This is a genomic window from Methyloglobulus sp. (assembly GCF_040079455.1).
GTDB lineage: Bacteria > Pseudomonadota > Gammaproteobacteria > Methylococcales > Methylomonadaceae > Methyloglobulus.
Map to the genome: position 1 here is coordinate 14,787 of NZ_JBEBKJ010000039.1, position 19,083 is coordinate 33,869.

Consider the following 19,083-nt stretch of genomic DNA (forward strand, 5'->3'; position numbering starts at 1 on the left):
TATTATGGCTTTCAACACCAACTAATAAACAATAATAGTCTGTTTTTTGGAATATGTTATTTCCAGATAGTAACAATATTGGTGAAGTCATCCGTCCAAGGTTTGACATCGAAGTAGAGAGGAAGTTTTTGCCAGTTTCCTAGCTGGCTTTGCCTTAATAAATCCAGTGTTTCTGGCTTTTTAGTCATTACCACCCAATCGGTTGCAACGACTAACGGAATATCTTGTTGTGGTTTGAATTCCTGGATTAACGCGGAAAGTTGTAATTGTTTTGCATGATCAGATAGAACTTTTTTCAGGGCTAAATGACGATTGGTAATGTGCAATGCCAAGATACCATTCGGTTTGATCTTGTCGAAATAGAGCTTGATGGCTTCTTGAGTCAATAAATGGGTTGGTATCGAGTCAGAACTGAACGCGTCGATTACAAACAGATCGAACTTGTGATCGGGTTCTTTTTCCAATGACAAACGGGCATCCCCGACTTTCATGGTCATTTTGGGGTTGCACTGGCTGATATATGTAAAATAAGTGGGATTGCTGGCAACATCCACGACTAGAGGGTCGAGTTCATAAAATGTCCAGTCTTGTTGGCCTTTCGTGTAACACGTTAGGGTTCCTGCACCCAGACCGACAATGCCGATCACCCAGTTGTCGTTGACTTTGTCGAATTCGCTGAATAACTGACCGATAGGCCCTTGGTGGCTGAAGTATGTGGACGGCGTGCGGGAATCCTTGTCCGCCAAGCGTTGGGCTCCGTGTTTGGTGGTGCCGTGATAGAACTCGCGGTATTTTTCGGGCTGACCTTGCTCATCGGTCAGCATGCTTTCGCGTACGGACAACACGCCAAAAAAAGTCCGTTCCTGGTACAACGTATTCGACAATAAGCCATGCAAGCCAAAGGTAAAGAAAATCAGAATGCCAGTCAGCAAGGCAAGCGTGATGGGTTGTGTTCTGAACGCATAGGTCAAACCCGCCAAAAGTATCAAGCCGACACCGATGGTATCCAAATATTGTGGTAAATCGTCGATACTGAAAAACAAGGCCAGCCCGATAATAATCAGCAGAACCGGAAGGATTAATTGCTTAAACCATTCCATTTTGGTGTTGACGAGAGAAGCCTTCAAGCCCGGACGCAGCAATAGGGCGGCGATTATCATCAATGGATATTCGTAAACCGCATTAAAAATAAATGGTGCAACGAAAGTGTTAAACATACCACCTAACATGCCAGCAAATGACATAATCAGATAATAAGTGGTTAGATGCCTCGTGTTTGGCCTTAAGCGAGCGAGTTCACCATGACAGACCATCACGGCAAGGAAGAAACCGGTTAAATGTAGGCCTAAATCAACCCAGTAAGGCAGCACCGCCGGATTGATGAAAGAATAAGCAATAAATGGCAACAACACGATGGGTTGCAGCGTGACCATTAAAGGATGAACCTTGTCATGCCATTTTGAGAAGACGATAACGAAGGTGAGCAGGTATAGGGTCAGAGGAATAATCCACAGCAATGGCACCGAAGCTATATCTGTGCTGATGAAAGTGGTCAGTCCTAACAGCAAGCTGGATGGTACAAAAGCCAGTGCCAGCCAATGCAGTTTGGTGACAATACCGAGTTCACCGTCGTCAGCGGTGAGTTCTTCGGTGGCATTCTTAGTTTTCTGTGCTTTCCAGACAGTAAAAGCGCAAGTGGCTATCAAGAGGCAAAGCAATAAGAAACCAACACTCCAGTAAGATTTTTGGTTGGCCAGGCCAATATTGGGTTCGAGCAAAAAGGGATAGCTGAGCAAGGCAATCATACTGCCGATATTACTGGCGGCATAGAGGTAATAAGGATCGTGGCTGGTATGATGTCCCACGTTGGCGAACCATTTTTGGATCAGGGGTGCGGTGGTGGAAACCACAAAAAAAGGTAGTCCTATCGAAAGAAACAATACTCCAAGTAGCCAAAAAGTCGGGTTGCTCTCAGTTGGTGGCGAAACGGTCTCAGGCAAGGCAACAGGCAGCGCCAAGAAACTGACCAAAATGACGGCGATATGTACCAGGATTTGCTTATGTTGGCTTAGTCGGGTCGAGAGATAATGGGCATAGAGATAGCCGAGAAATAAAATGCTTTGATAAAACACCATGCAGGTGTTCCAGACGGCGGGAGAACCACCTAACAAAGGCAGCAGAATTTTCCCGAACATCGGTTGCAACACAAACATCAGTGCCGCACTGGTGAATAAGGTTCCCGCAAATAAAAAAATCAAGAGTAAGCTGCGGTCGGTTTTGGTGTTAGATGACTGATTCATTATTTTTAGTGTAGTTTGTTCTTGGTCTATTCGGGGCTAAGGTGTTAATCGTCTCATGATAAACCATTTGCCTTTATGATAGGCACTCGAAAATCACCGAACAATAAAAAAGGCGGGATAACCGCCTTTTTAGATTTATTGACTGTGATTTAGCTAGATCATAAGGAGCCAAAATACGCCGCTAAAGCCTTAATGTCTTCTTCTGAAAGGTTTCCGGCAAGTGCTTGCATGCCTCCATTTATCCGAGTGCCGTTTTTGAAATGCGTCAGTTGTTGAATCAGATATTCAGGATGCTGCCCAGCTAGCCTAGGAAATTCGCCGTTGCCCTCACCGGAAGTACCATGACACCCCAGGCACACTGTAGCTTTGCTTTTGCCTTGTTGCATTAAAGTAGTATCACCGACTGCTTTGACTGCTTGTTGTACAGCAAAATAAGCACCATAATTATTAATATCTTCGGCCGTTAACTTGCTTGCCTTGGCTTGCATCGCAGGGTTTCTCCTTTCGCCAGATTTGAACGCATTGAGCTGATTTACTATGTAAATTGATTGCTGGGCGGCCAAACTGGGAAAGTTGGGATCGTTACTTTTTCCTTTATCACCGTGGCACGCGAAACAGGCAGCTGCTTTCTGTTCTACCGTTGACAACTCGTTTGCCGAGACCTGCATTATCGAAAAACAGATCAGCAATAAAGAAAAAGTAAACGCTTGCCTTAATAAACGCATGGATCACCTCAAAATGTTAATACGAAGGCCTTAAGTGTATATCGAGCTGACTTCGTGAAGTGTTTGATTATAATTCAGTTCTTAATATACAACCAAAAATGGCGAAAGATAATGAAAATTATCTCACGGTTTAAACCATGTGCAGGCTACCCTAGAACAATTTGACCACCTTATCCAAAAATGACACGCTTTACGCTATATACCTGTTTGTATGTAGGCATCTCTAATAATTTCCCCAATTTTCCGTGATTTTGCATATCCAAGACTGATCCATATACACTAATCAGGACACACAATTGAAGTTTTCTACAAAGAAAAAGGCGGGCGGATTCAAGTTTGAAGCGCAAATAACGCAGCATGATGCTGCTTAAATCAAATGCGTCTGGTGTGAACAATTCGGCAGGGCATTTGAAGCCTAGCGATTTGTGTGACCGGGTGTTTAGGCTCCAGGCAATCGCATCTAAATCTTCTTGAGTGAACACACTTAAGTCTTCACCTTTGGGCAGGTACTGGCGAAGTAATACCAATCCCAAAAAGTTGTTATATAAATCCCCTCATCCTAGCCTTCTCCCTTTGGAGAAGATAACAATGAGAACTTATTGGGATTGGTATAACTCGTTGGTATTTTCATTAATGCCACGCTGCCAAGGGCTGTGCGGGTCGGCAAAGTACACCTTAACGCCGGTCGCTTCAGTCAACTTGGCTTGTGCCGCCATTTCCTTGCTGTGGACATACGTCATCGACAAGCGTTTCTGGGCTGCAATACGGTTAAGGCCATGGCCAAAGCCCTGTAAGGCGGACTCCGCACTTGCCCTCCATTTTGACCAAGGCCGGTATACAACGTGGTTCTTTCAACAACGGGAATCATTAAAGAACCCAGCGAAAGCAAAAGAAGAATTATTAGCGATATTCCAAAAGCAACAACTACCACAAACGGTATCGGCATTAAGGGCTTATATTGAGCTAATCTAAGTTCCAATGCTTACCCGAAAAAATCAAGACCGGCAATCTTGCGATTTTTTGTGCCTGTTTTCTCTACCCGTTTCACCGTGTATCATATAAATTCATGTAAAGTGTGTAACAAGGCGTGTATCAAAATGCTAGTCACTGCCTTACTGTTTAATATAAATCAAGCACTTAGATAGTCCTTAACATATAAAACATGACCGTTAAAATCGCATCCGCCCAGTACGACATCAGCTTTTTGGTAAGTTGGCAGGATTATCAAGACAAAATCAAGCGTTGGGTTGCTGAGGCAGCTCAACAAAATGCCAAGATTTTGTTATTTCCTGAATATGCCAGTATGGAATTGGCTTCGCTATTCGGCAAAGAAGTTTATTCGTCGCTGGATAAACAGCTCGCCGCGATGCAATCGGTGCATGATTATTATCTTGATTTATTCAAAATCTTAGCAAAACAACACCAGTGCATTATTCAATCTGGCAGCTTTCCGGTAGAAATCGAACCCAAAGTTTATCGCAATCGCGCTTACCTATTTATGCCAGATGGCAGTTTTGATTATCAGGATAAGCTGATGATGACGCGCTTTGAAAACGAGCAATGGTTTATTAAAAGCGGCAAAGATTTGAAATGCTTTGAAACGGAGTACGGTAAAATCGCCATTAATATCTGCTATGACAGCGAATTCCCCCTGCTGGCGAGAAAGCAAGTGGAAATGGGGGCAAACTTGATCCTCGTCCCCAGTTGTACCGATACTTTGGCGGGATTTAATCGCGTTAAAATCGGTTGCCAAGCCAGGGCGTTGGAAAACCAGTGCTATGTCGTGCAATCGTGCTTGGTGGGTAATGCGGAATGGTCGGAAGCGGTCGATATTAATATTGGTGCAGCGGCCATTTACACGCCGGTGGATCGCGGTTTTCCTGATAATGGGGTGTTAGTTGCAGGTAAGCTGAATGCAGTGCAGTGGGTAATGGGCGAAGTATCGCTTAGTGCGTGTGCGGTTGTGCGCGATCAAGGGCAAGTATTTAATTACCGAAACTGGCCTTTACAAAAGACTTTAATAGTTAACTGAATATTGATTCAAACGAATAACCATTAACTTCCAGTATTTCTTTTAACCGTTTTAAGCCATCCATTTGAATCTGTCTAACACGCTCTCTTGTTACATTCAATTCCTGAGCGACATCTTCAAGCGTTGAGTCTTCGTAGCCGCAAAGACCATAGCGGCGGCAGATGACTTCGCGTTGCTTTTCTGATAATTGAAACACCCAGGTAGCAACGTTTTGTTTCATGCCGTCTTCATGCAGTTGCTCTGAAGGTGATGCGCTTTCATGGTCGTAAAGTGACTCAACCAAAGGTTGGTCAAAATCCTTACTGCCAGGAATATCAATGGAAGTCACCCGTTCGTTCAGCTTGAGCATTTTCTCTACTTTGCTAACGGGCTTGTCTAAATGCCGGGCGACATCTTCGGCGCTGGGCTCATAATCCAGCACTTGTGCCAATTGACGCTGAGCCTTGAGATAAGTGTTCATCTCTTTTACGATATGAATCGGCAGACGTATGGTTCGTGTTTGATTCATTATAGCGCGTTCTACGGTTTGCCTAATCCACCAAGTCGCGTAGGTTGAAAAGCGAAAGCCCCGATCTGGGTCGAATTTCTCAACCGCACGGATCAACCCCAAATTGCCTTCTTCGATTAAGTCCAATAGCGGCAATCCTCTGTTTAGATAGCGCCTGGAAATTTTCACCACTAGCCGTAAATTACTTTCGATCATGATCTTACGCGCTTCTCGATCCCCCTTAAGTGCAAGTTTGCCATAGATTTTCTCTTGATCTGCGGTAAGTAATTTTGATCGGCTCAGTTCGTTTAAATAAATTCGTGTCGCGTCAAAACCACTGTCACCCTTTGCTTTTAGAAGAGCGGCTTCTTCGGCGACCTGTTTGTCACGGACAAAATTATCTTCATCCAAGTCTTCTTCGAGGGATAGATCATCCTCATCAAAGCAGATGGCTATATCTTCATCGCTGGGTTCAAATATTTCTTCGCTCATATTAACCTCCCGAATTTATCTACCTAACCGAAAGGACGCTAGGGAAGCGCTCAATAAGTCCATTTTTCTATACAAATGGCAGTTAAGATCAGGGGCTTAAATGCTTTGTCAGCGGAAAATGAAATTATTGAGTGTTTTCCTAGTGTTTCGGTAATAATGTTAATGGATTGATGGATTTACCATTTTTTCTTATTTCAAAATGCACAGATGCTTTTTTTAATCCTGTCGCACTCACTTGTCCAATCGTTTGCCCTTTTTCTACCTGCTGTCCTTCCTTGATGTACAGTTGGCTATTATTTGCATAAGCGGTTAAGTAATTCTCTTTATGTTTGATAATCACTAAGTTCCCGAAGTTTACCAACCCACGTCCACAATAAACCGCTTTTCCTGACTCAGCGGCTTGAACCGCTTGTCCAATTCTTCCTGTAATATCGATCCCTTTATTATCAGTTTGAGCAAAATTTCTGGAGATTTTACCCTGTATTGGCCACTGAAAGTTTAACTTTAACATTTTTTTATTATCAATTGAAATAATTGATTTTCTTTCGTTATTATTTTTCTGGGCAGGCTGAGGAGAGGTCGACTGTACTACGATGATATCAGGTTTTTTCAGCATAGCAACATTGTTAGTCTCTGAAAGAATTAACTTATTTTTTGAGTCACCATTAGTCGGTGATTTCTGCTGTCGTACGGCTGGATTTGTATCAACTCTAGAATGCGCAGGCTTGTATTTTGCGGGTAATTCTACCTTATAGGACAAAGGATTTGGCTTCTGGGACACCTTATTTGGATTAAAAATTTCGGTATCTAAAGTAATTGAAGATCGTACTACTCCAGCGCTAGCAATTGGATAGTTTGGGGAAGGTTTATTCTGATACGGACTAGGATAAGGCAAGCCATTAATGGTAGAGGGTTGCCGGATAGAGTTATTTTGCTGACCATAAAGAGTGCTTTTAGCTGTTTCTTGTAGTTTATATCGGTTATTTAGCGGCTTAATGGGTGTTTTTTTGCGGAAATAATAACCATTATTAGGTTCAATAGCTTGGTTAACCGTTTTTACCGGTGCGTAATTGGGTGTTTGGGTGCAGCCAGTTAGCATCATAAGTAGTGCAGAAACGGCTAATACGATAGTTTTTGAAATCTGGAAAATCATGGTTTTTATTATTTATTCAGTAAAATTTTCTTTGCCAAATTTATTTTGGCCGCCAGATAATCCGAGCCACCACGATCTGGATGAATTTTTTGCATGAGTTTACGGTGTGCAGCGATGATGTCTTGCTCTAGTGCGCCGGGCTTCAAGCCTAACACCTCATAAGCTTCTTCTTTAGCCATAGTCCCTTTAGGGCTAGTCCTGCCACTTTGCTGTCCTGATGACTGCTGCTTGGCTGCGGTAAATTCCAGCCATAAGCGGTGCAAATAAGGCGCATAGCGCAGCAGTGTTGGCAACATTCGGACGGCAAAAGCGACAGCGATACCCGTCAGCGCAAACAGTCCGTTCAAGCGGCCAGTGGCTCCCAGATAAAGGAACATAACGCCAATAAAGGAAAACCCCATGATTCTGATAAGGCGTGCCACAAACGCTGGCGATGCTTTCCGAAAAGCCCGCAAAGCATAAAAAGCAACGACGATCAACAAAACTAGGTAAATTCGAATCACACTTTCCTCCGGCGCAGTCGCCGTTTGAGGTTGCTATTTCTTAGCCGAGGTTGAAATAATACCTTAGAATACCGTTGCTAACGAGACTTGCCTCTATTATTTAATGGCCTTGAGAGACCCAGTTGACTATGAAAAATGCCAAAGTTCCCATTTTAGGCTTTGCCGCTTTTAGTGGGACAGGAAAAACCACGTTGTTGACGCAGCTCATCCCGATATTAACGCAGGATGGCTTGCGGGTTGGTTTAATCAAGCACAGCCACCATAATTTTCAAATTGATCAACCCGGTAAAGACAGTTTCCGTCTGCGTGAAGCCGGTGCGTCACCAGTCATGCTGGTGTCAACGCACAGACGCGCAATCATCACGGAATTTCAAACCAACAGGGAGCCTGCATTGGACGAGCAACTGCTCGCGTTCGATCAGTCAGAACTGGATTTAATCTTGGTTGAGGGTTTTAAGGCGACACAATTCCCTAAAATCGAATTGCACAGGTCGTCGCTTAACAAGCCGTTGCTGTATCCTAACGATCCCAACATTATTGCGATTGCTACGGACACTCCCTTAGTTACGCCTGACAGTTTGGTGCAACTAAACCTCAATCAACCTGAGTTGATTGCAAAATTTATTACCCAGTTATTATTCATGAGGCTAATATGATTGACCCGTGCAGCCTTGAATCAAAACCGTTATTGAGTGTTGATGAAGCCCTAGAAAGAATTAAGACAGCTATACAACCGATCATCAGTTCCGAACGGGTGGTGTTAAAAAACGTCTTGGGGCGCGTATTGGCGGAAGATGTTTTTTCGCCCATCAATATTCCTTACGACAGAAACTCTGCCATGGATGGTTATGCATTATCCAGCAAGGATACTGATGCCAAAGACTCTTTTGTGCTTAATCTGGTGGGTGCTTCATGGGCGGGAAAACCGTTCCAAGGAGCACTACAAGCTGGGCAATGTGTGCGGATTTTTACTGGCGCTGTAGTGCCAGACGGTGCTGACTCTGTGGTCATTCAAGAGCAGGCTAGCGCAGATGGGAAAGACATCACATTTCCAGCAAACATTACGACATACCAGAATATTAGAGAAGCAGGCGAAGATGTTAAACAGGGCGGTTTACTCTGTAATCAGCTAAAAAAATTAACGGCGGCTGATATTGGCTTGTTGGCTGCTGCCGGAATCTGTGATGTCCCTGTGCGGCGCAAACTTAACATTGCCTTTTTTTCTACCGGTGACGAATTAATGGGCTTAGGGCAACAACCGGAAGCAGGGAAAATCTACGACAGTAATCGTTATGCGTTAGCCGGATTACTGGCTGACCCTTGCTACAACGTAACCGATATGGGCGTGATACCGGATGACAAGCAGTTGCTTGAGGATGGTTTAAAACAAGCGGCTGAGTGCCATGACGTGGTTATTACTACAGGTGGAGCTTCAGTCGGAGAAGCCGACTATATTAAAGAAATTTTGGCCAGTTGCGGTGAAGTCAATTTTTGGAAGATTGCTATCAAGCCCGGCAAACCGCTGGCTTTTGGTAAAATCGGGGCAAGTTATTTTTTTGGTCTGCCCGGAAATCCGGTTTCGGTCATGGTCACTTTTCAACAGATTGTAGCGCCAGCCCTCAAGCAACTTTCTGGTGCAGGCGCAAACAAGTCGTTGCGCTTGCTAGCAACCAGCACCACAACCCTAAAAAAAGCCCCAGGACGACAGGAATTTCAGCGTGGCATTCTTACCCAAGATAGCAATGGTGATTTTTTTGTGGCCTCAACTGGTCAGCAAGGCTCGCATATTCTCAGTTCAATGAGCCAGGGCAATTGCTATATTATCCTTGCAGCCGAATCTAACGGCATAACAATCGGCAAAAAAGTGTTGGTTGAGCCGTTTACTATATTTATTTAGCTTGCATGACGATACTAACTTTAGGGAATCTCTAAAAATTCAAAAAGCTCCTTCTCCCTTCGGGAGAAGGTTGGGATGAGGGGTTTAAAATCAAGTATTTACAACCCTAACCCTAACCCTCTCCCAGAGGGAGAGGGGATTTTTAGAGATTCCCTTTGAGGGAATTTCTAAAATTTCAGAAAACTCCTTCTTCTTTCAGGGATGGAGGAAGTGGCAGTAAGTATGGAACTCGCGCCGTCTCCCCCTGGGAGAAGGTTGGGGTGAGGGATTTAAAATCAAGCAGTTACAACCCTCACCCTAGTGCTCTCGGCAACCGCTGAAGTACAGGATGTACTGAATGCAGCAAACGCAGGCGCGGTTTGTCGTCCTGCGTTGCCCTACTACCTGCGTCCATCATCACAGAGGGAGAGTGGTTTTAGAGACCCCTTAAAAATAGTTGGCTATTTTAACTCTGTTCAGCCGCCATTCACATTCAAATGCGATGATGTCGGTGCTGGGCAAATACCGGATTTAAAACGCCGCTTCAATTAGCATTGAAAGAGCAATGGACTTGATTTATTCCGCAGCAGCAAGGAAAAAATACCGCCCAAAAAACCTCGGATTGTTTAGTGCAATCAAAAAAAAATCTAACTTTCCGGAGCAATATTATGTCTTCTTTATTTAAATCTCGTATCCTGATACTTTCAGGACTTATCGTTTCTGCCACAGCCATCGCAGAAGAACACAAATTCTATGTGCAGTTAAATGCGGGTGCGGCATTTGCGCCTTCTGATTCACAATCATTCGGCCCTTTTAATGGTTGTGTTCGTACGTCAAGCGGTTTTGGTTGCGGCAGTCATCTGACTGAAACTGGCAGGCAGCCTTATGATGCTGGTTTTGCCGGCAGTGTGGCACTAGGCTATCGCATTGCCGACCAGCTTCGTATTGAAGTAGAAGGCATCTATCAATCTAATAACATGAATAAAGTAAATTATTCTTTTTCCGGAATTGACTCTGGGAATGTCCCGTCATTTTCTGCACCATTAAAAGGTGAACGGGAGCGCACGGCATTCCTGTTGAATGGCTATTACGACTTCAAAAATAGCACCGCCTTTACCCCTTATATCACGGCTGGTATGGGAGGTTACCATTTGCGATTAAAAGGGGAACGCAGCAGTGTTGAAAATGACCTGGATTTTGCCTGGCAAGCGGGTGCTGGGGTTAATTACAAGCTGGATGACCGAATCAGCTTTGATTTGAAATACCGTTATTTTGGTGGTGCAGATGCTGAACTCCAAAGCCCAAGTGGCTTTTCAAGTCGATTGTATGAAGTCGGCGATCATCAAGTCATGGCGGGTATAAGGGTTGGTTTTTAAACCCATTACATTGTCGGCTAATGGGTTTAACCTATGTTTTTTGATGAACATGTCGGCTTCATAGCCTTGAGTCGCGTGTATTATTGGAGTGACAAACCTAGGTTTGTCACTCCGCCTTATCAATCAAATCACAGGTTTAACCCACTACCCACTGTCTGTGCAAAAAAACCAACCCATCCAACTTTTGGGGACAATATTATGTGTATTTTACAAAAACTAAGATGCTCCGCTCTTATGCTCGCAGGTCTTGCTATTGCTACATCAGCCGATGCGGAAGAACACAAAGCCTATGTGCAGTTTAATGCCGGTGCGGCATTTGCGCCGTCTGATTCAGTTGACGGTTCGCTTACCGGCTGTACTTTTTCGGGAGCATCGCCTTCTTATTGCTTTAACTTAAAAACTCACTTTATACAGGATTATGATCCAGGCTTTGCGGGTAGCTTGGCTTTAGGCTACCAGGTTGCAGATCAATTTCGCCTAGAAGGCGAAGTGCTGTATCAGTCCAATGATAATGGTAAGGAACATTTTTCGTTAAGTATCCAGCCTGTTACAAGGCACAGTCACGGCCCCTCCTTGCCTTCATCAGCACCTTCAAAAGGTGATAGAGAACGCATGGCATTTCTGTTAAATGGTTATTACGACTTCAAAAATAGTACCGCCTTTACGCCTTATATTACGGCTGGCATGGGAGGCTACCATTTACGCGTAAAACGCCCGTATGGCAACGCTGAAAATGATTTGGATTTTGCTTGGGCAGCGGGTGCTGGGGTTAATTACAAACTGGACGACAGGATCAGCTTTGACTTGAAATATCGCTATTTTGGCGGTGCAGATGCTGATCTTAAAGGCAGGTTGTATGAAGTCGGGGATCATCAGGTCATGGCTGGTATAAGGGTTGGTTTCTAAATTATTTAACCCTACACCCTAACCCTCTCCCGCTGGGAGAGGGTGGTGGTTTTCTCCTAATACCTCGCCACTGCGCTATCGACTTCAATCGACCACGCATCAATGCCGCCCACCAAATTGCTGATATTCCTGAAACCAACCTGGGCAAGGAAATTGGCGGCTTGCATACTACGCATACCGTGATGGCAAATCAGTACAACTTCCTGTTCCATATCAATTTCTCGTAACCTTTGCGGAATTTGGTTTAGCGGTATCAATACGCTGCCGTCGATATGGGCGTGTGTAAACTCAAAAGGTTCTCTTACGTCCAGCAGGAACAGGTGTTCTTTTTCTTGGATTTTGCTTTTTAGTTCAATGGCAGAGAGTTGTTTGATGGGCATGGTTTTTCCTGGTTAATCATTTTGTGGTTTATAAATCGTTCTAAACGCTGCATAGCAACCGCCATACGTTCGATGGAGGTTGTATAGGCAAAGCGTATGTGATGCTGGGCCTTATGACTGCCAAAATCTTTCCCTGGCGTTATCGCAACGCCTTCCGCTTCCAAAAGGTCGAGTGCAAATTGATAACTGTCGTTAGTGAATTTCGCGCAATTGGCATAGATATAAAGTGCGCCATCGGGTTTGACTGGGATTTCAAAACCTAAATGTACTAATGCGTTATAAAGAAAGTCACGTCTGGCGGTAAATTCAGCCCGTCTTGTTTCCAGTTCTTCAAGAGTGGATTCATCAAACGCCGCCAGAGCTGCAAATTGGGACAGCGTTGGGGTGGCAATAAAAATATTTTGCGCCAATTTTTCAGTGACTTCTACGAATTCATCAGGGACGATCAGCCAGCCGACCCGCCAACCAGTCATGCCAAAATATTTAGAAAAACTGCTGATAACAAAAACATTGTCGCTGTATTCAAGCGCAGTTGGTGCATTCTTGCCATAAACAAGGCCATGGTAAATCTCATCCGAATAAAAACAGCCGCTTTTGTCATTAACCGACTCAATACACTGCTTAAATACTTCCGGTTCGATTAGCGTACCTGTCGGATTTGAAGGCGATGCAATCAACGCGCCTTTTGTCGATTGTGACCAATGTTGCATTATCAAGTTTGAAGTTAATTGATAATTAGTCGTGGCATCTACAGGCAGAGTTTTAGCTTTACCTTCAAACAACCTGACAAAATTGCTGTTGCAGGGATAACAAGGGTCAGCCATCAAGATTTCATCGCCTGGGTTTACACTAACTCCTAGCGCTAACAAAACCGCGCCAGACGCACCTGGGGTCACGAATATGCGTTCTTTATTTATTTTTACCGAATAGCGGGCTTGATAATATGCGGCGATTTTTTCACGCAATTCCGGTAATCCGGCGGCGGGTGTATATTTGATGTCGCCGATTTGTAGTTGCCTTATACCGGCATCGACAATAGTTTTTGGTGTGGCAAAATCGGGTTCGCCGATTTCCATGTGGATAATATCGCGTCCTTGGGCTTCTAATTGCTTTGCGCGGCGGAGTAATTCCATGACGTAGAAGGGCGTAATATCCGCTGCTCGTTTTGCTAATTGACTCGTCATAAGATTAGGTTTGTTTTTATTGTCCAAAATCATAGCAATAATCCTTGCTAACTGCTTACTATTCTGCTAAAAATGCGCGGTTTATTATTTTGCCATTTGAGGAGTTCGTGGATGACCGATAGTCCCAAAGCGGGTACATCACCTTTCAGTTTTAAGCCTTATGTAGAAAAGGAAGGCGAAGAATACATGGATGAGGCTCAATTGAAGCATTTTGAGACCATTCTTAATAACTGGAAAGTTCAATTGATGAAGGAAGTGGATCGTACGGTTCATCACATGCAGGATGATGCGGCCAACTTCCCAGACCCCAATGACCGTGCCACACAAGAATCTGAATTCAGCCTGGAATTAAGGGCGCGTGACCGCGAGCGCAAGCTGATCAAAAAAATTGATGAAGCCCTTAAAGAGATCGAATCTGGTAGTTATGGCTTTTGCGAGTCTTGCGGCATTGAAATAGGGGTACGCCGTTTGGAAGCCAGACCGACGGCGACTTTGTGTATCGACTGTAAAACGCTCGATGAAATTCGTGAAAAACAGATGGGTTAACACCTATCCTGCCCCTCACTGCCATTAAGTTAAGAAACAAAAGCCCCTCTCCTGCTGGAGAGGGTTGGGGTGAGGAGATTAAAATCAATTGTTTTAATCTCCCTCATCCTAACCTTCTCCCTCAAGGGAGAAGGGACTAAATCGCTTAGCTTAATGGCGATCCTGCCCATGCAAAGTGTCAAGCATGATGCTTACATCGGGCGTTTCGCCCCCTCACCGACAGGACCACTTCATTTAGGCTCGCTGTTTACAGCGCTTGCCAGTTTTCTCCATGCTCGACACCATCATGGTAAATGGCTGCTCAGGGTTGACGATCTTGACACACCGCGCAATAAAGAAGGATCAGTTTCTTCTATCTTAAAAACCCTGGAGGCTTTCGCTCTGCACTGGGACAATAATGTTTACTATCAAAGCCAACATCTCGATAGCTATCATCATCTTTTGTCCGAGCTCGAGCAAAATCAGCTCACCTATCGTTGTAACTGTAGCAGGAAATCATTGGCTGAGATGTTTCCTGACGATACCCCCAAAAACAATATTTATCCCGGTATCTGCCGAAACAAATCCTTACCCTCCGATACCCAACACGCCATCCGGCTTAAGACCGAGCCGTGTACCTTATGCTTCCAAGATGAATTGCAAGGTTTGATTAGCCATGACTTGGCAAAGCAACACGGCGACTTCATCTTAAAGCGTAAAGACGGGGTTATCGCTTACCAGTTTGCCGTGGTAATCGATGATTATTTGCAAGGCGTTAACCATGTCGTGCGCGGCAGCGATTTGCTGGAAGAAACGCCCAAGCAAACCTTCCTCCAACAACTCTTGGGTTTTTCTACGCCCACTTACCTGCACGTACCCGTTATCGTCGATCACCACGGTTATAAGCTCAGCAAGCAAACCCTGGCAACCGCAGTGGACACAAAATCAACCAATAAATCACTCTTTGACTTGCTGGTTTTACTCAAACAAAATCCGCCTGATGAACTTGACGGTGCTTCGGTATCTGAACTACTGGATTGGGCTATTATGCACTGGTGCACCGATGAGTTGGCTTTGTGTAGTGCGATTAGCTTATGAATTGTAATGGTAGAAACGTAGACACTCTGTTAAAAATCAACCCAAATTTATCTATTTTCCACTAATCGAATGCTGTCGTGATGAGACAAAACTGGGTGTTGCCGAAAGGTTGGGCATATTTCAGCATGCCGTAGCGCAGATCGCATAGAACACAAACGCATAATGGTGCAGACCGCTAAAGCGCAGCAAGGATATGGCGGTTGCCTAATTTGGAAGGGTGGGCCGAGACTTACCTTGTGCATTGCATTATCCTAAACCGGTTAGCGCAGCATAAGCTCCCGCCGAACACAATGCCGCACACGGCAAAGTCAACAGCCATGACAGCAAAATGGAGGCCATCATGCGGTAATTGGCTTGCTTTGTGGTCAGCCCAATGCCGAACAATGCGCCCACTGACACATGCGTGGTAGATACGGGCAAGCCAAACTTACTGGCAACAATTACCAGCATTGCCGTGGTTATGTTGGCGGATAAGCCCTGTCCGTGGCTGATGGCGGTGATCTTATGACTCATGGTTTCCGCTACGCGCCGTGCATTGAGCAACCCTCCTGCCGCCATCATCAGCGCAATCAGTACGATTTTTTCTTGTAAGATAAGTCCAGGGGCTAACAGTAACAAGGCCGCTATTTTGGGCGTGTCATTTAGACCACGGGCAAAACACACTGCACCGGCGCTAAAAAAATGCAGCGCATCAACCACCCGTTGTACGTCGATACCAAAAATGACGCCCGCGTAACGCTTGTCACAAGCCGACTGGTTATCAAAACTAAGCGTGTTGCTTTGCCCGAACGCCAACGTATCCGCAGCATCTGTGAAGTAAGCGGCTGTTATTGTGGGTTGCTTTTCTACACACAAACATAACAGATCACTAATCGCCTTACGTTTCCGGATTTGCTGTAAACCCGTATATACCGCTATTGCTACTAGCACAGCAACCAGCGGACTAAGCAATAATGGCAAAACAAAGCTAGTACCTAATGCGGAAAATTTAACCGCACCTGTTGCCAGAAGGCTGCTACCTGTTAGCGCACCAACCAAAGCGTGCGTGGTCGATATGGGAAAGCCCAGGCGAGTCGCCAAAATAACCGTCATGCCTGCGCCTGCGGCAACTGCGGTGATAAATGGAATGGAGTGTATCAGTTCATCCGGCGCTAATCCTTTGCCGGAAAACTTGATGAGCAAGGTTTGCGCCAAAAATAACGCGCAGATTGAACCTGTCAACGTGGTGATAGTCGCCCATGTTAAGGCAGCGCGGTAACTCGTTGTGCCGCTGCCAAATAACGAAGCCACGCCCTTAAAGTTATCATTCGCGCCATTGGAATAAGCTAAAAAACAAACGGTTACAAATAATAGTGCGATAGTCATATCCAATCCCCTTTAAGTCGTTCGCAAACAACGGTTGCTTTTATGTTGTTTAGCATTGTGAATTAACCTTAGTTTGTCTATAGTCTTGAACAATAACAGCATTATTGAATGCTTACAAAAACAATTAAGCCCCCAGAATGAACAAACAAATTTACCCACTATTACTCGCCCAGTTTTTGTCTGCATTTGCTGATAATGCCATTTTATTTACGGTAATTGCCATGGTCATGCATTCGCATGACTTGCCCACATGGTATGTTCCTGCCTTGCAAAGTGCTTTTTTGGTGGCGTTTGTGGTACTTGCACCGTGGGTGGGTGGATTTGCCGATAACCACGCCAAATCCAGGGTATTGATTATCGCAAATTTAATTAAGGCGGTTGGGGCTGGACTTTTGTTGTGCAAGGTTGAGCCACTTATGGCGTATTGCATCGTCGGCGTGGGTGCTGCCATTTACAGCCCTGCCAAATATGGCATTCTGCCAGAACTTGCTGGTCATGAATTCTTAGTGAAAGCCAATAGCTGGATTGAAGGCTCGACCATTCTCGCCATCCTACTAGGCATGGTGGTGGGTGCCAAGCTGGCTGATTACTCCGTCACGATGGCGCTTACGTTAACCATAGCCTTATTTGTTGCATCCGCTTGTATCACCTTATTTTTGCCAGTCCGCATTGCCAAAGCAGAATCTGGATCATCCAAATTGGTCGAATTCGGAATACAAATAGGCCAATTCTTCACCACACCACGTTCACGTTTCGCTATATTGGGCGCGTCGTTATTTTGGGCATCGGCAGCCACCTTAAGGGTAATTATTGTCGCCTGGGCACCATTAATATTACTGTCAAAAAACGCCACTGAGATTGCTCAACTGACCCTGTTTTTGGCAATCGGCATCATCATAGGTTCTGCCATCGTCCCACGCCTGATACCTCTGGAACACTTACGCCGCTCCAGAATCCCCGCTTACATCATGGCGGTGTTTATTGGAATCTTGAGTTTTACCGACAGCCTGTTAGCAGCACGATGTATGCTACTTGTTATCGGGATGATGGGCGGCATGTTTATCGTGCCAATTAATGCCGCGTTACAAGAACTGGGGCAACAAAGTATCGGCAGTGGCAGCGCGGTTGCCCTACAAAACTTCTTCCAGAACTTAGCCATGCTGGTTGCCGTTGGCGCATACACCTACGCCACCGCACAACAGGCTGATCCTGTTATGTCCATGCAAACCTTGGCTGGGTTGTTATTTATCCTGACTTTTTTGTTGTCTATAAAGTTGCCTAAACGTGGATTAAAACAGCAGATTTGAAAAGGTACTGAGTATTTTGTAATCCAAACGCGTAAGAGCAGCTTATGAAAAACAATATAATCAGTTTTTGTAAAGACGAAATATGGCTGTTACACGAGCAAAAAATGCCGCCTCTTAAAGCGGCTCTCATCAAGTCGCTAAAAATAGCACTCCTATCTGCCCAGGGATTCTCGCGCGATCTATGTCCGCTCAGGGCATCAGCACTAACGCTTTATAGTTTATTATCTATCGTTCCGGTTATCGCCATGCTGTTCGGGATTGCCAAAGGTTTTGGTTTTGAAAAAACATTGACTGAACGCTTGATCGAGCAAGCGCACCAGCAAGATGAACTGGTATTAAAAGTCATTAATTTTGCACAAAACCTGCTCGATAGCACAAAAGGTGGGGTGGTTGCAGGAATCGGAATCGTGGTGCTGTTTTGGACGATAATCAGCCTGATTGGCAATATTGAAGAGTCCTTCAACCACATCTGGAAAATTGGCAGAAACCGCTCAATCAGCCGTAAATTCAGCGACTATTTATCACTCATGTTGCTGGCTCCGATCATATTAATCGTTGCCAGCAGTATTACAGTGCTTCTGAATACGGAGATAACATGGTTAATCACCCTCATTGAATTACCGGAATTTGGCACTTGGCTGGTCATTAAAGTGCTAGGCTTGCTGCCTTTGCTGCTTATGATCGGTTTATTTACCTTTACCTTAATTTTTATGCCTAACCATAAGATCAGTTTTCGGGCTGGTCTAGTTGCCGGGGTAGTCACAGGTATTCTGTATGATCTGCTTCAATGGGCTTATCTCAGCTTGCAGATCGGCGTGTCCAACTATAATGCCATTTATGGCAGTTTTGCCGCGATTCCCTTATTTGTCGTCTGGCTGCAAATTGGCTGGATGATCGTTCTGCTTGGTTGTGAGATCGCATTTTTTCTGCAATATTATGAAAATTACCGAAATAATAACCGTTTTTCTAATCTTAGTTTTTCCCTGCAAAAAGTCATTGCCCTGCAAGTTACCCATTTACTCATTAAGAATTTCAGCCCGTTCAATGCGCCATTAACGGCAGATGACATAGCTGCAAGACTGGTTATTCCTATCGCCATTATCCAGCCAATTTTAGGAAAGTTAACGGCAAGCCATATCCTGGTCGAATTTAACATCCCCGAAGAAGAGGACGATGTTTATCAACCAGCAGTAGACACCAATTTGTTGACTATTGCTTTTGTGATTAACGCACTGGAGCAATGCGGACAAAACCATTTGCCCGATATTAACCAGGAGCGGCTGTTTATGGATGCTGTCAATGACTTCAAGAAGCTGATGGAAGCTTCTAAGCAGAATTGTTTATTGAAGGATATATAAGCCTAAGGGGGGGGCT

20 protein-coding genes are annotated in these 19,083 nt (G+C 44.7%); 11 read left to right on the forward strand and 9 right to left on the reverse strand.

Going from position 1 to position 19,083, the window contains the following annotated elements; translation table 11 throughout:
* Window positions 1-56: 56 nt before the first annotated feature.
* From ABL924_RS09890 to ABL924_RS09900, 3 genes are all read right to left on the reverse strand, one after another.
* Window positions 57-2,300, reverse strand: a complete 2,244-nt coding sequence (locus ABL924_RS09890) for a fused MFS/spermidine synthase (protein ID WP_349026927.1) — start codon at window positions 2,298-2,300, stop codon at window positions 57-59.
* Window positions 2,301-2,458: 158 nt separating this feature from the next.
* Window positions 2,459-3,025, reverse strand: coding sequence for a cytochrome c (locus tag ABL924_RS09895; protein WP_349026928.1), 567 nt, complete (start codon window positions 3,023-3,025; stop codon window positions 2,459-2,461).
* Window positions 3,026-3,195: 170 nt separating this feature from the next.
* Window positions 3,196-3,558: a hypothetical protein gene (locus ABL924_RS09900; RefSeq protein WP_349026929.1), complete on the reverse strand. Its 363-nt coding sequence runs from the start codon at window positions 3,556-3,558 to the stop codon at window positions 3,196-3,198.
* Window positions 3,559-3,613: 55 nt separating this feature from the next.
* Here ABL924_RS09900 and ABL924_RS09905 point away from each other — a divergent pair, with 55 nt between their 5' ends.
* Together ABL924_RS09905 and ABL924_RS09910 are read left to right on the forward strand one after the other, a co-directional pair.
* The gene (locus ABL924_RS09905) at window positions 3,614-3,997 is read left to right on the forward strand and encodes a hypothetical protein (RefSeq protein WP_349026930.1); all 384 of its coding nucleotides are present in this window, start codon (window positions 3,614-3,616) and stop codon (window positions 3,995-3,997) included.
* Window positions 3,998-4,187: 190 nt separating this feature from the next.
* On the forward strand, window positions 4,188-5,057 hold the full coding sequence (locus tag ABL924_RS09910) for a carbon-nitrogen hydrolase family protein (RefSeq protein ID WP_349026931.1): 870 nt from the start codon (window positions 4,188-4,190) through the stop codon (window positions 5,055-5,057).
* Here the strand turns inward: ABL924_RS09910 and rpoS are convergent.
* The 3 genes from rpoS to ABL924_RS09925 form a co-directional block, all read right to left on the reverse strand.
* Entirely contained in the window at window positions 5,050-6,036 is a 987-nt protein-coding gene (gene rpoS, locus ABL924_RS09915; RefSeq protein WP_349026932.1) for an RNA polymerase sigma factor RpoS, read from the reverse strand. The genes ABL924_RS09910 and rpoS overlap by 8 nt on opposite strands.
* Before the next feature lie 139 nt (window positions 6,037-6,175).
* Entirely contained in the window at window positions 6,176-7,189 is a 1,014-nt protein-coding gene (locus ABL924_RS09920) for a peptidoglycan DD-metalloendopeptidase family protein (protein WP_349026933.1), read from the reverse strand.
* An 8-nt stretch (window positions 7,190-7,197) separates the two neighbouring features.
* Entirely contained in the window at window positions 7,198-7,692 is a 495-nt protein-coding gene (locus tag ABL924_RS09925) for a DnaJ domain-containing protein (RefSeq protein ID WP_349026934.1), read from the reverse strand.
* Between the two features lie 128 nt (window positions 7,693-7,820).
* Here ABL924_RS09925 and mobB point away from each other — a divergent pair, with 128 nt between their 5' ends.
* The 5 genes from mobB (at window position 7,821) to ABL924_RS09950 (ending at window position 11,850) form a co-directional block, all read left to right on the forward strand.
* Window positions 7,821-8,348 (forward strand): molybdopterin-guanine dinucleotide biosynthesis protein B, encoded by a 528-nt coding sequence (gene mobB / locus ABL924_RS09930; protein ID WP_349026946.1) that lies wholly within the window; start codon window positions 7,821-7,823, stop codon window positions 8,346-8,348.
* The gene (gene glp, locus ABL924_RS09935) at window positions 8,345-9,589 is read left to right on the forward strand and encodes a gephyrin-like molybdotransferase Glp (protein WP_349026935.1); all 1,245 of its coding nucleotides are present in this window, start codon (window positions 8,345-8,347) and stop codon (window positions 9,587-9,589) included. Before mobB ends, glp begins: the two co-directional genes overlap by 4 nt.
* Before the next feature lie 300 nt (window positions 9,590-9,889).
* A complete protein-coding gene (locus ABL924_RS09940) occupies window positions 9,890-10,120 on the forward strand; it encodes a hypothetical protein (protein ID WP_349026936.1) in 231 nt (76 codons plus the stop codon).
* Window positions 10,121-10,236: 116 nt separating this feature from the next.
* Window positions 10,237-10,944 (forward strand): outer membrane beta-barrel protein, encoded by a 708-nt coding sequence (locus ABL924_RS09945; protein WP_349026937.1) that lies wholly within the window; start codon window positions 10,237-10,239, stop codon window positions 10,942-10,944.
* Window positions 10,945-11,142: 198 nt separating this feature from the next.
* Entirely contained in the window at window positions 11,143-11,850 is a 708-nt protein-coding gene (locus ABL924_RS09950) for an outer membrane beta-barrel protein (RefSeq protein WP_349026938.1), read from the forward strand.
* A gap of 56 nt (window positions 11,851-11,906) precedes the next feature.
* On the opposite strand, the gene ABL924_RS09955 is transcribed toward ABL924_RS09950, so the two are convergent.
* A complete protein-coding gene (locus ABL924_RS09955) occupies window positions 11,907-12,230 on the reverse strand; it encodes a rhodanese-like domain-containing protein (RefSeq protein ID WP_349026939.1) in 324 nt (107 codons plus the stop codon).
* Window positions 12,197-13,414 (reverse strand): pyridoxal phosphate-dependent aminotransferase, encoded by a 1,218-nt coding sequence (locus tag ABL924_RS09960; protein WP_349026940.1) that lies wholly within the window; start codon window positions 13,412-13,414, stop codon window positions 12,197-12,199. The genes ABL924_RS09955 and ABL924_RS09960 overlap by 34 nt, the downstream gene beginning before the upstream one ends.
* 111 nt (window positions 13,415-13,525) lie before the next feature.
* Between ABL924_RS09960 and dksA the strand changes: the two genes are divergently transcribed.
* Together dksA and gluQRS are read left to right on the forward strand one after the other, a co-directional pair.
* Window positions 13,526-13,960 (forward strand): RNA polymerase-binding protein DksA, encoded by a 435-nt coding sequence (dksA, locus tag ABL924_RS09965; RefSeq protein ID WP_349026941.1) that lies wholly within the window; start codon window positions 13,526-13,528, stop codon window positions 13,958-13,960.
* 153 nt (window positions 13,961-14,113) lie between these two features.
* The gene (gene gluQRS, locus ABL924_RS09970; RefSeq protein ID WP_349026942.1) at window positions 14,114-15,037 is read left to right on the forward strand and encodes a tRNA glutamyl-Q(34) synthetase GluQRS; all 924 of its coding nucleotides are present in this window, start codon (window positions 14,114-14,116) and stop codon (window positions 15,035-15,037) included.
* A gap of 246 nt (window positions 15,038-15,283) precedes the next feature.
* Here gluQRS and ABL924_RS09975 read toward each other — a convergent pair whose 3' ends face one another.
* The gene (locus tag ABL924_RS09975; protein WP_349026943.1) at window positions 15,284-16,402 is read right to left on the reverse strand and encodes an inorganic phosphate transporter; all 1,119 of its coding nucleotides are present in this window, start codon (window positions 16,400-16,402) and stop codon (window positions 15,284-15,286) included.
* A 137-nt stretch (window positions 16,403-16,539) separates the two neighbouring features.
* On the opposite strand from ABL924_RS09975, the gene lplT reads away from it, so the two are divergent.
* Together lplT and ABL924_RS09985 are read left to right on the forward strand one after the other, a co-directional pair.
* Entirely contained in the window at window positions 16,540-17,709 is a 1,170-nt protein-coding gene (lplT, locus tag ABL924_RS09980; RefSeq protein ID WP_349026944.1) for a lysophospholipid transporter LplT, read from the forward strand.
* 44 nt (window positions 17,710-17,753) lie between these two features.
* Window positions 17,754-19,067, forward strand: coding sequence for a YihY/virulence factor BrkB family protein (locus tag ABL924_RS09985; RefSeq protein WP_349026945.1), 1,314 nt, complete (start codon window positions 17,754-17,756; stop codon window positions 19,065-19,067).
* Window positions 19,068-19,083: the final 16 nt, after the last annotated feature.

Coding starts and splice junctions, on each gene's coding strand:
- ABL924_RS09950 (WP_349026938.1), top strand. CDS start 11,143: ATGTGTATTTTACAAAAACTAAGATGCTCCGCTCTTATGCTCGCAGGT.
- ABL924_RS09960 (WP_349026940.1), bottom strand. CDS start 13,414: ATGACGAGTCAATTAGCAAAACGAGCAGCGGATATTACGCCCTTCTAC.
- ABL924_RS09890 (WP_349026927.1), bottom strand. CDS start 2,300: ATGAATCAGTCATCTAACACCAAAACCGACCGCAGCTTACTCTTGATT.
- ABL924_RS09955 (WP_349026939.1), bottom strand. CDS start 12,230: ATGCCCATCAAACAACTCTCTGCCATTGAACTAAAAAGCAAAATCCAA.
- ABL924_RS09920 (WP_349026933.1), bottom strand. CDS start 7,189: ATGATTTTCCAGATTTCAAAAACTATCGTATTAGCCGTTTCTGCACTA.
- ABL924_RS09985 (WP_349026945.1), top strand. CDS start 17,754: ATGAAAAACAATATAATCAGTTTTTGTAAAGACGAAATATGGCTGTTA.
- ABL924_RS09975 (WP_349026943.1), bottom strand. CDS start 16,402: ATGACTATCGCACTATTATTTGTAACCGTTTGTTTTTTAGCTTATTCC.
- ABL924_RS09945 (WP_349026937.1), top strand. CDS start 10,237: ATGTCTTCTTTATTTAAATCTCGTATCCTGATACTTTCAGGACTTATC.
- glp (WP_349026935.1), top strand. CDS start 8,345: ATGATTGACCCGTGCAGCCTTGAATCAAAACCGTTATTGAGTGTTGAT.
- dksA (WP_349026941.1), top strand. CDS start 13,526: ATGACCGATAGTCCCAAAGCGGGTACATCACCTTTCAGTTTTAAGCCT.
- gluQRS (WP_349026942.1), top strand. CDS start 14,114: ATGGCGATCCTGCCCATGCAAAGTGTCAAGCATGATGCTTACATCGGG.
- mobB (WP_349026946.1), top strand. CDS start 7,821: ATGAAAAATGCCAAAGTTCCCATTTTAGGCTTTGCCGCTTTTAGTGGG.
- ABL924_RS09910 (WP_349026931.1), top strand. CDS start 4,188: ATGACCGTTAAAATCGCATCCGCCCAGTACGACATCAGCTTTTTGGTA.
- rpoS (WP_349026932.1), bottom strand. CDS start 6,036: ATGAGCGAAGAAATATTTGAACCCAGCGATGAAGATATAGCCATCTGC.
- ABL924_RS09905 (WP_349026930.1), top strand. CDS start 3,614: ATGAGAACTTATTGGGATTGGTATAACTCGTTGGTATTTTCATTAATG.
- ABL924_RS09895 (WP_349026928.1), bottom strand. CDS start 3,025: ATGCGTTTATTAAGGCAAGCGTTTACTTTTTCTTTATTGCTGATCTGT.
- lplT (WP_349026944.1), top strand. CDS start 16,540: ATGAACAAACAAATTTACCCACTATTACTCGCCCAGTTTTTGTCTGCA.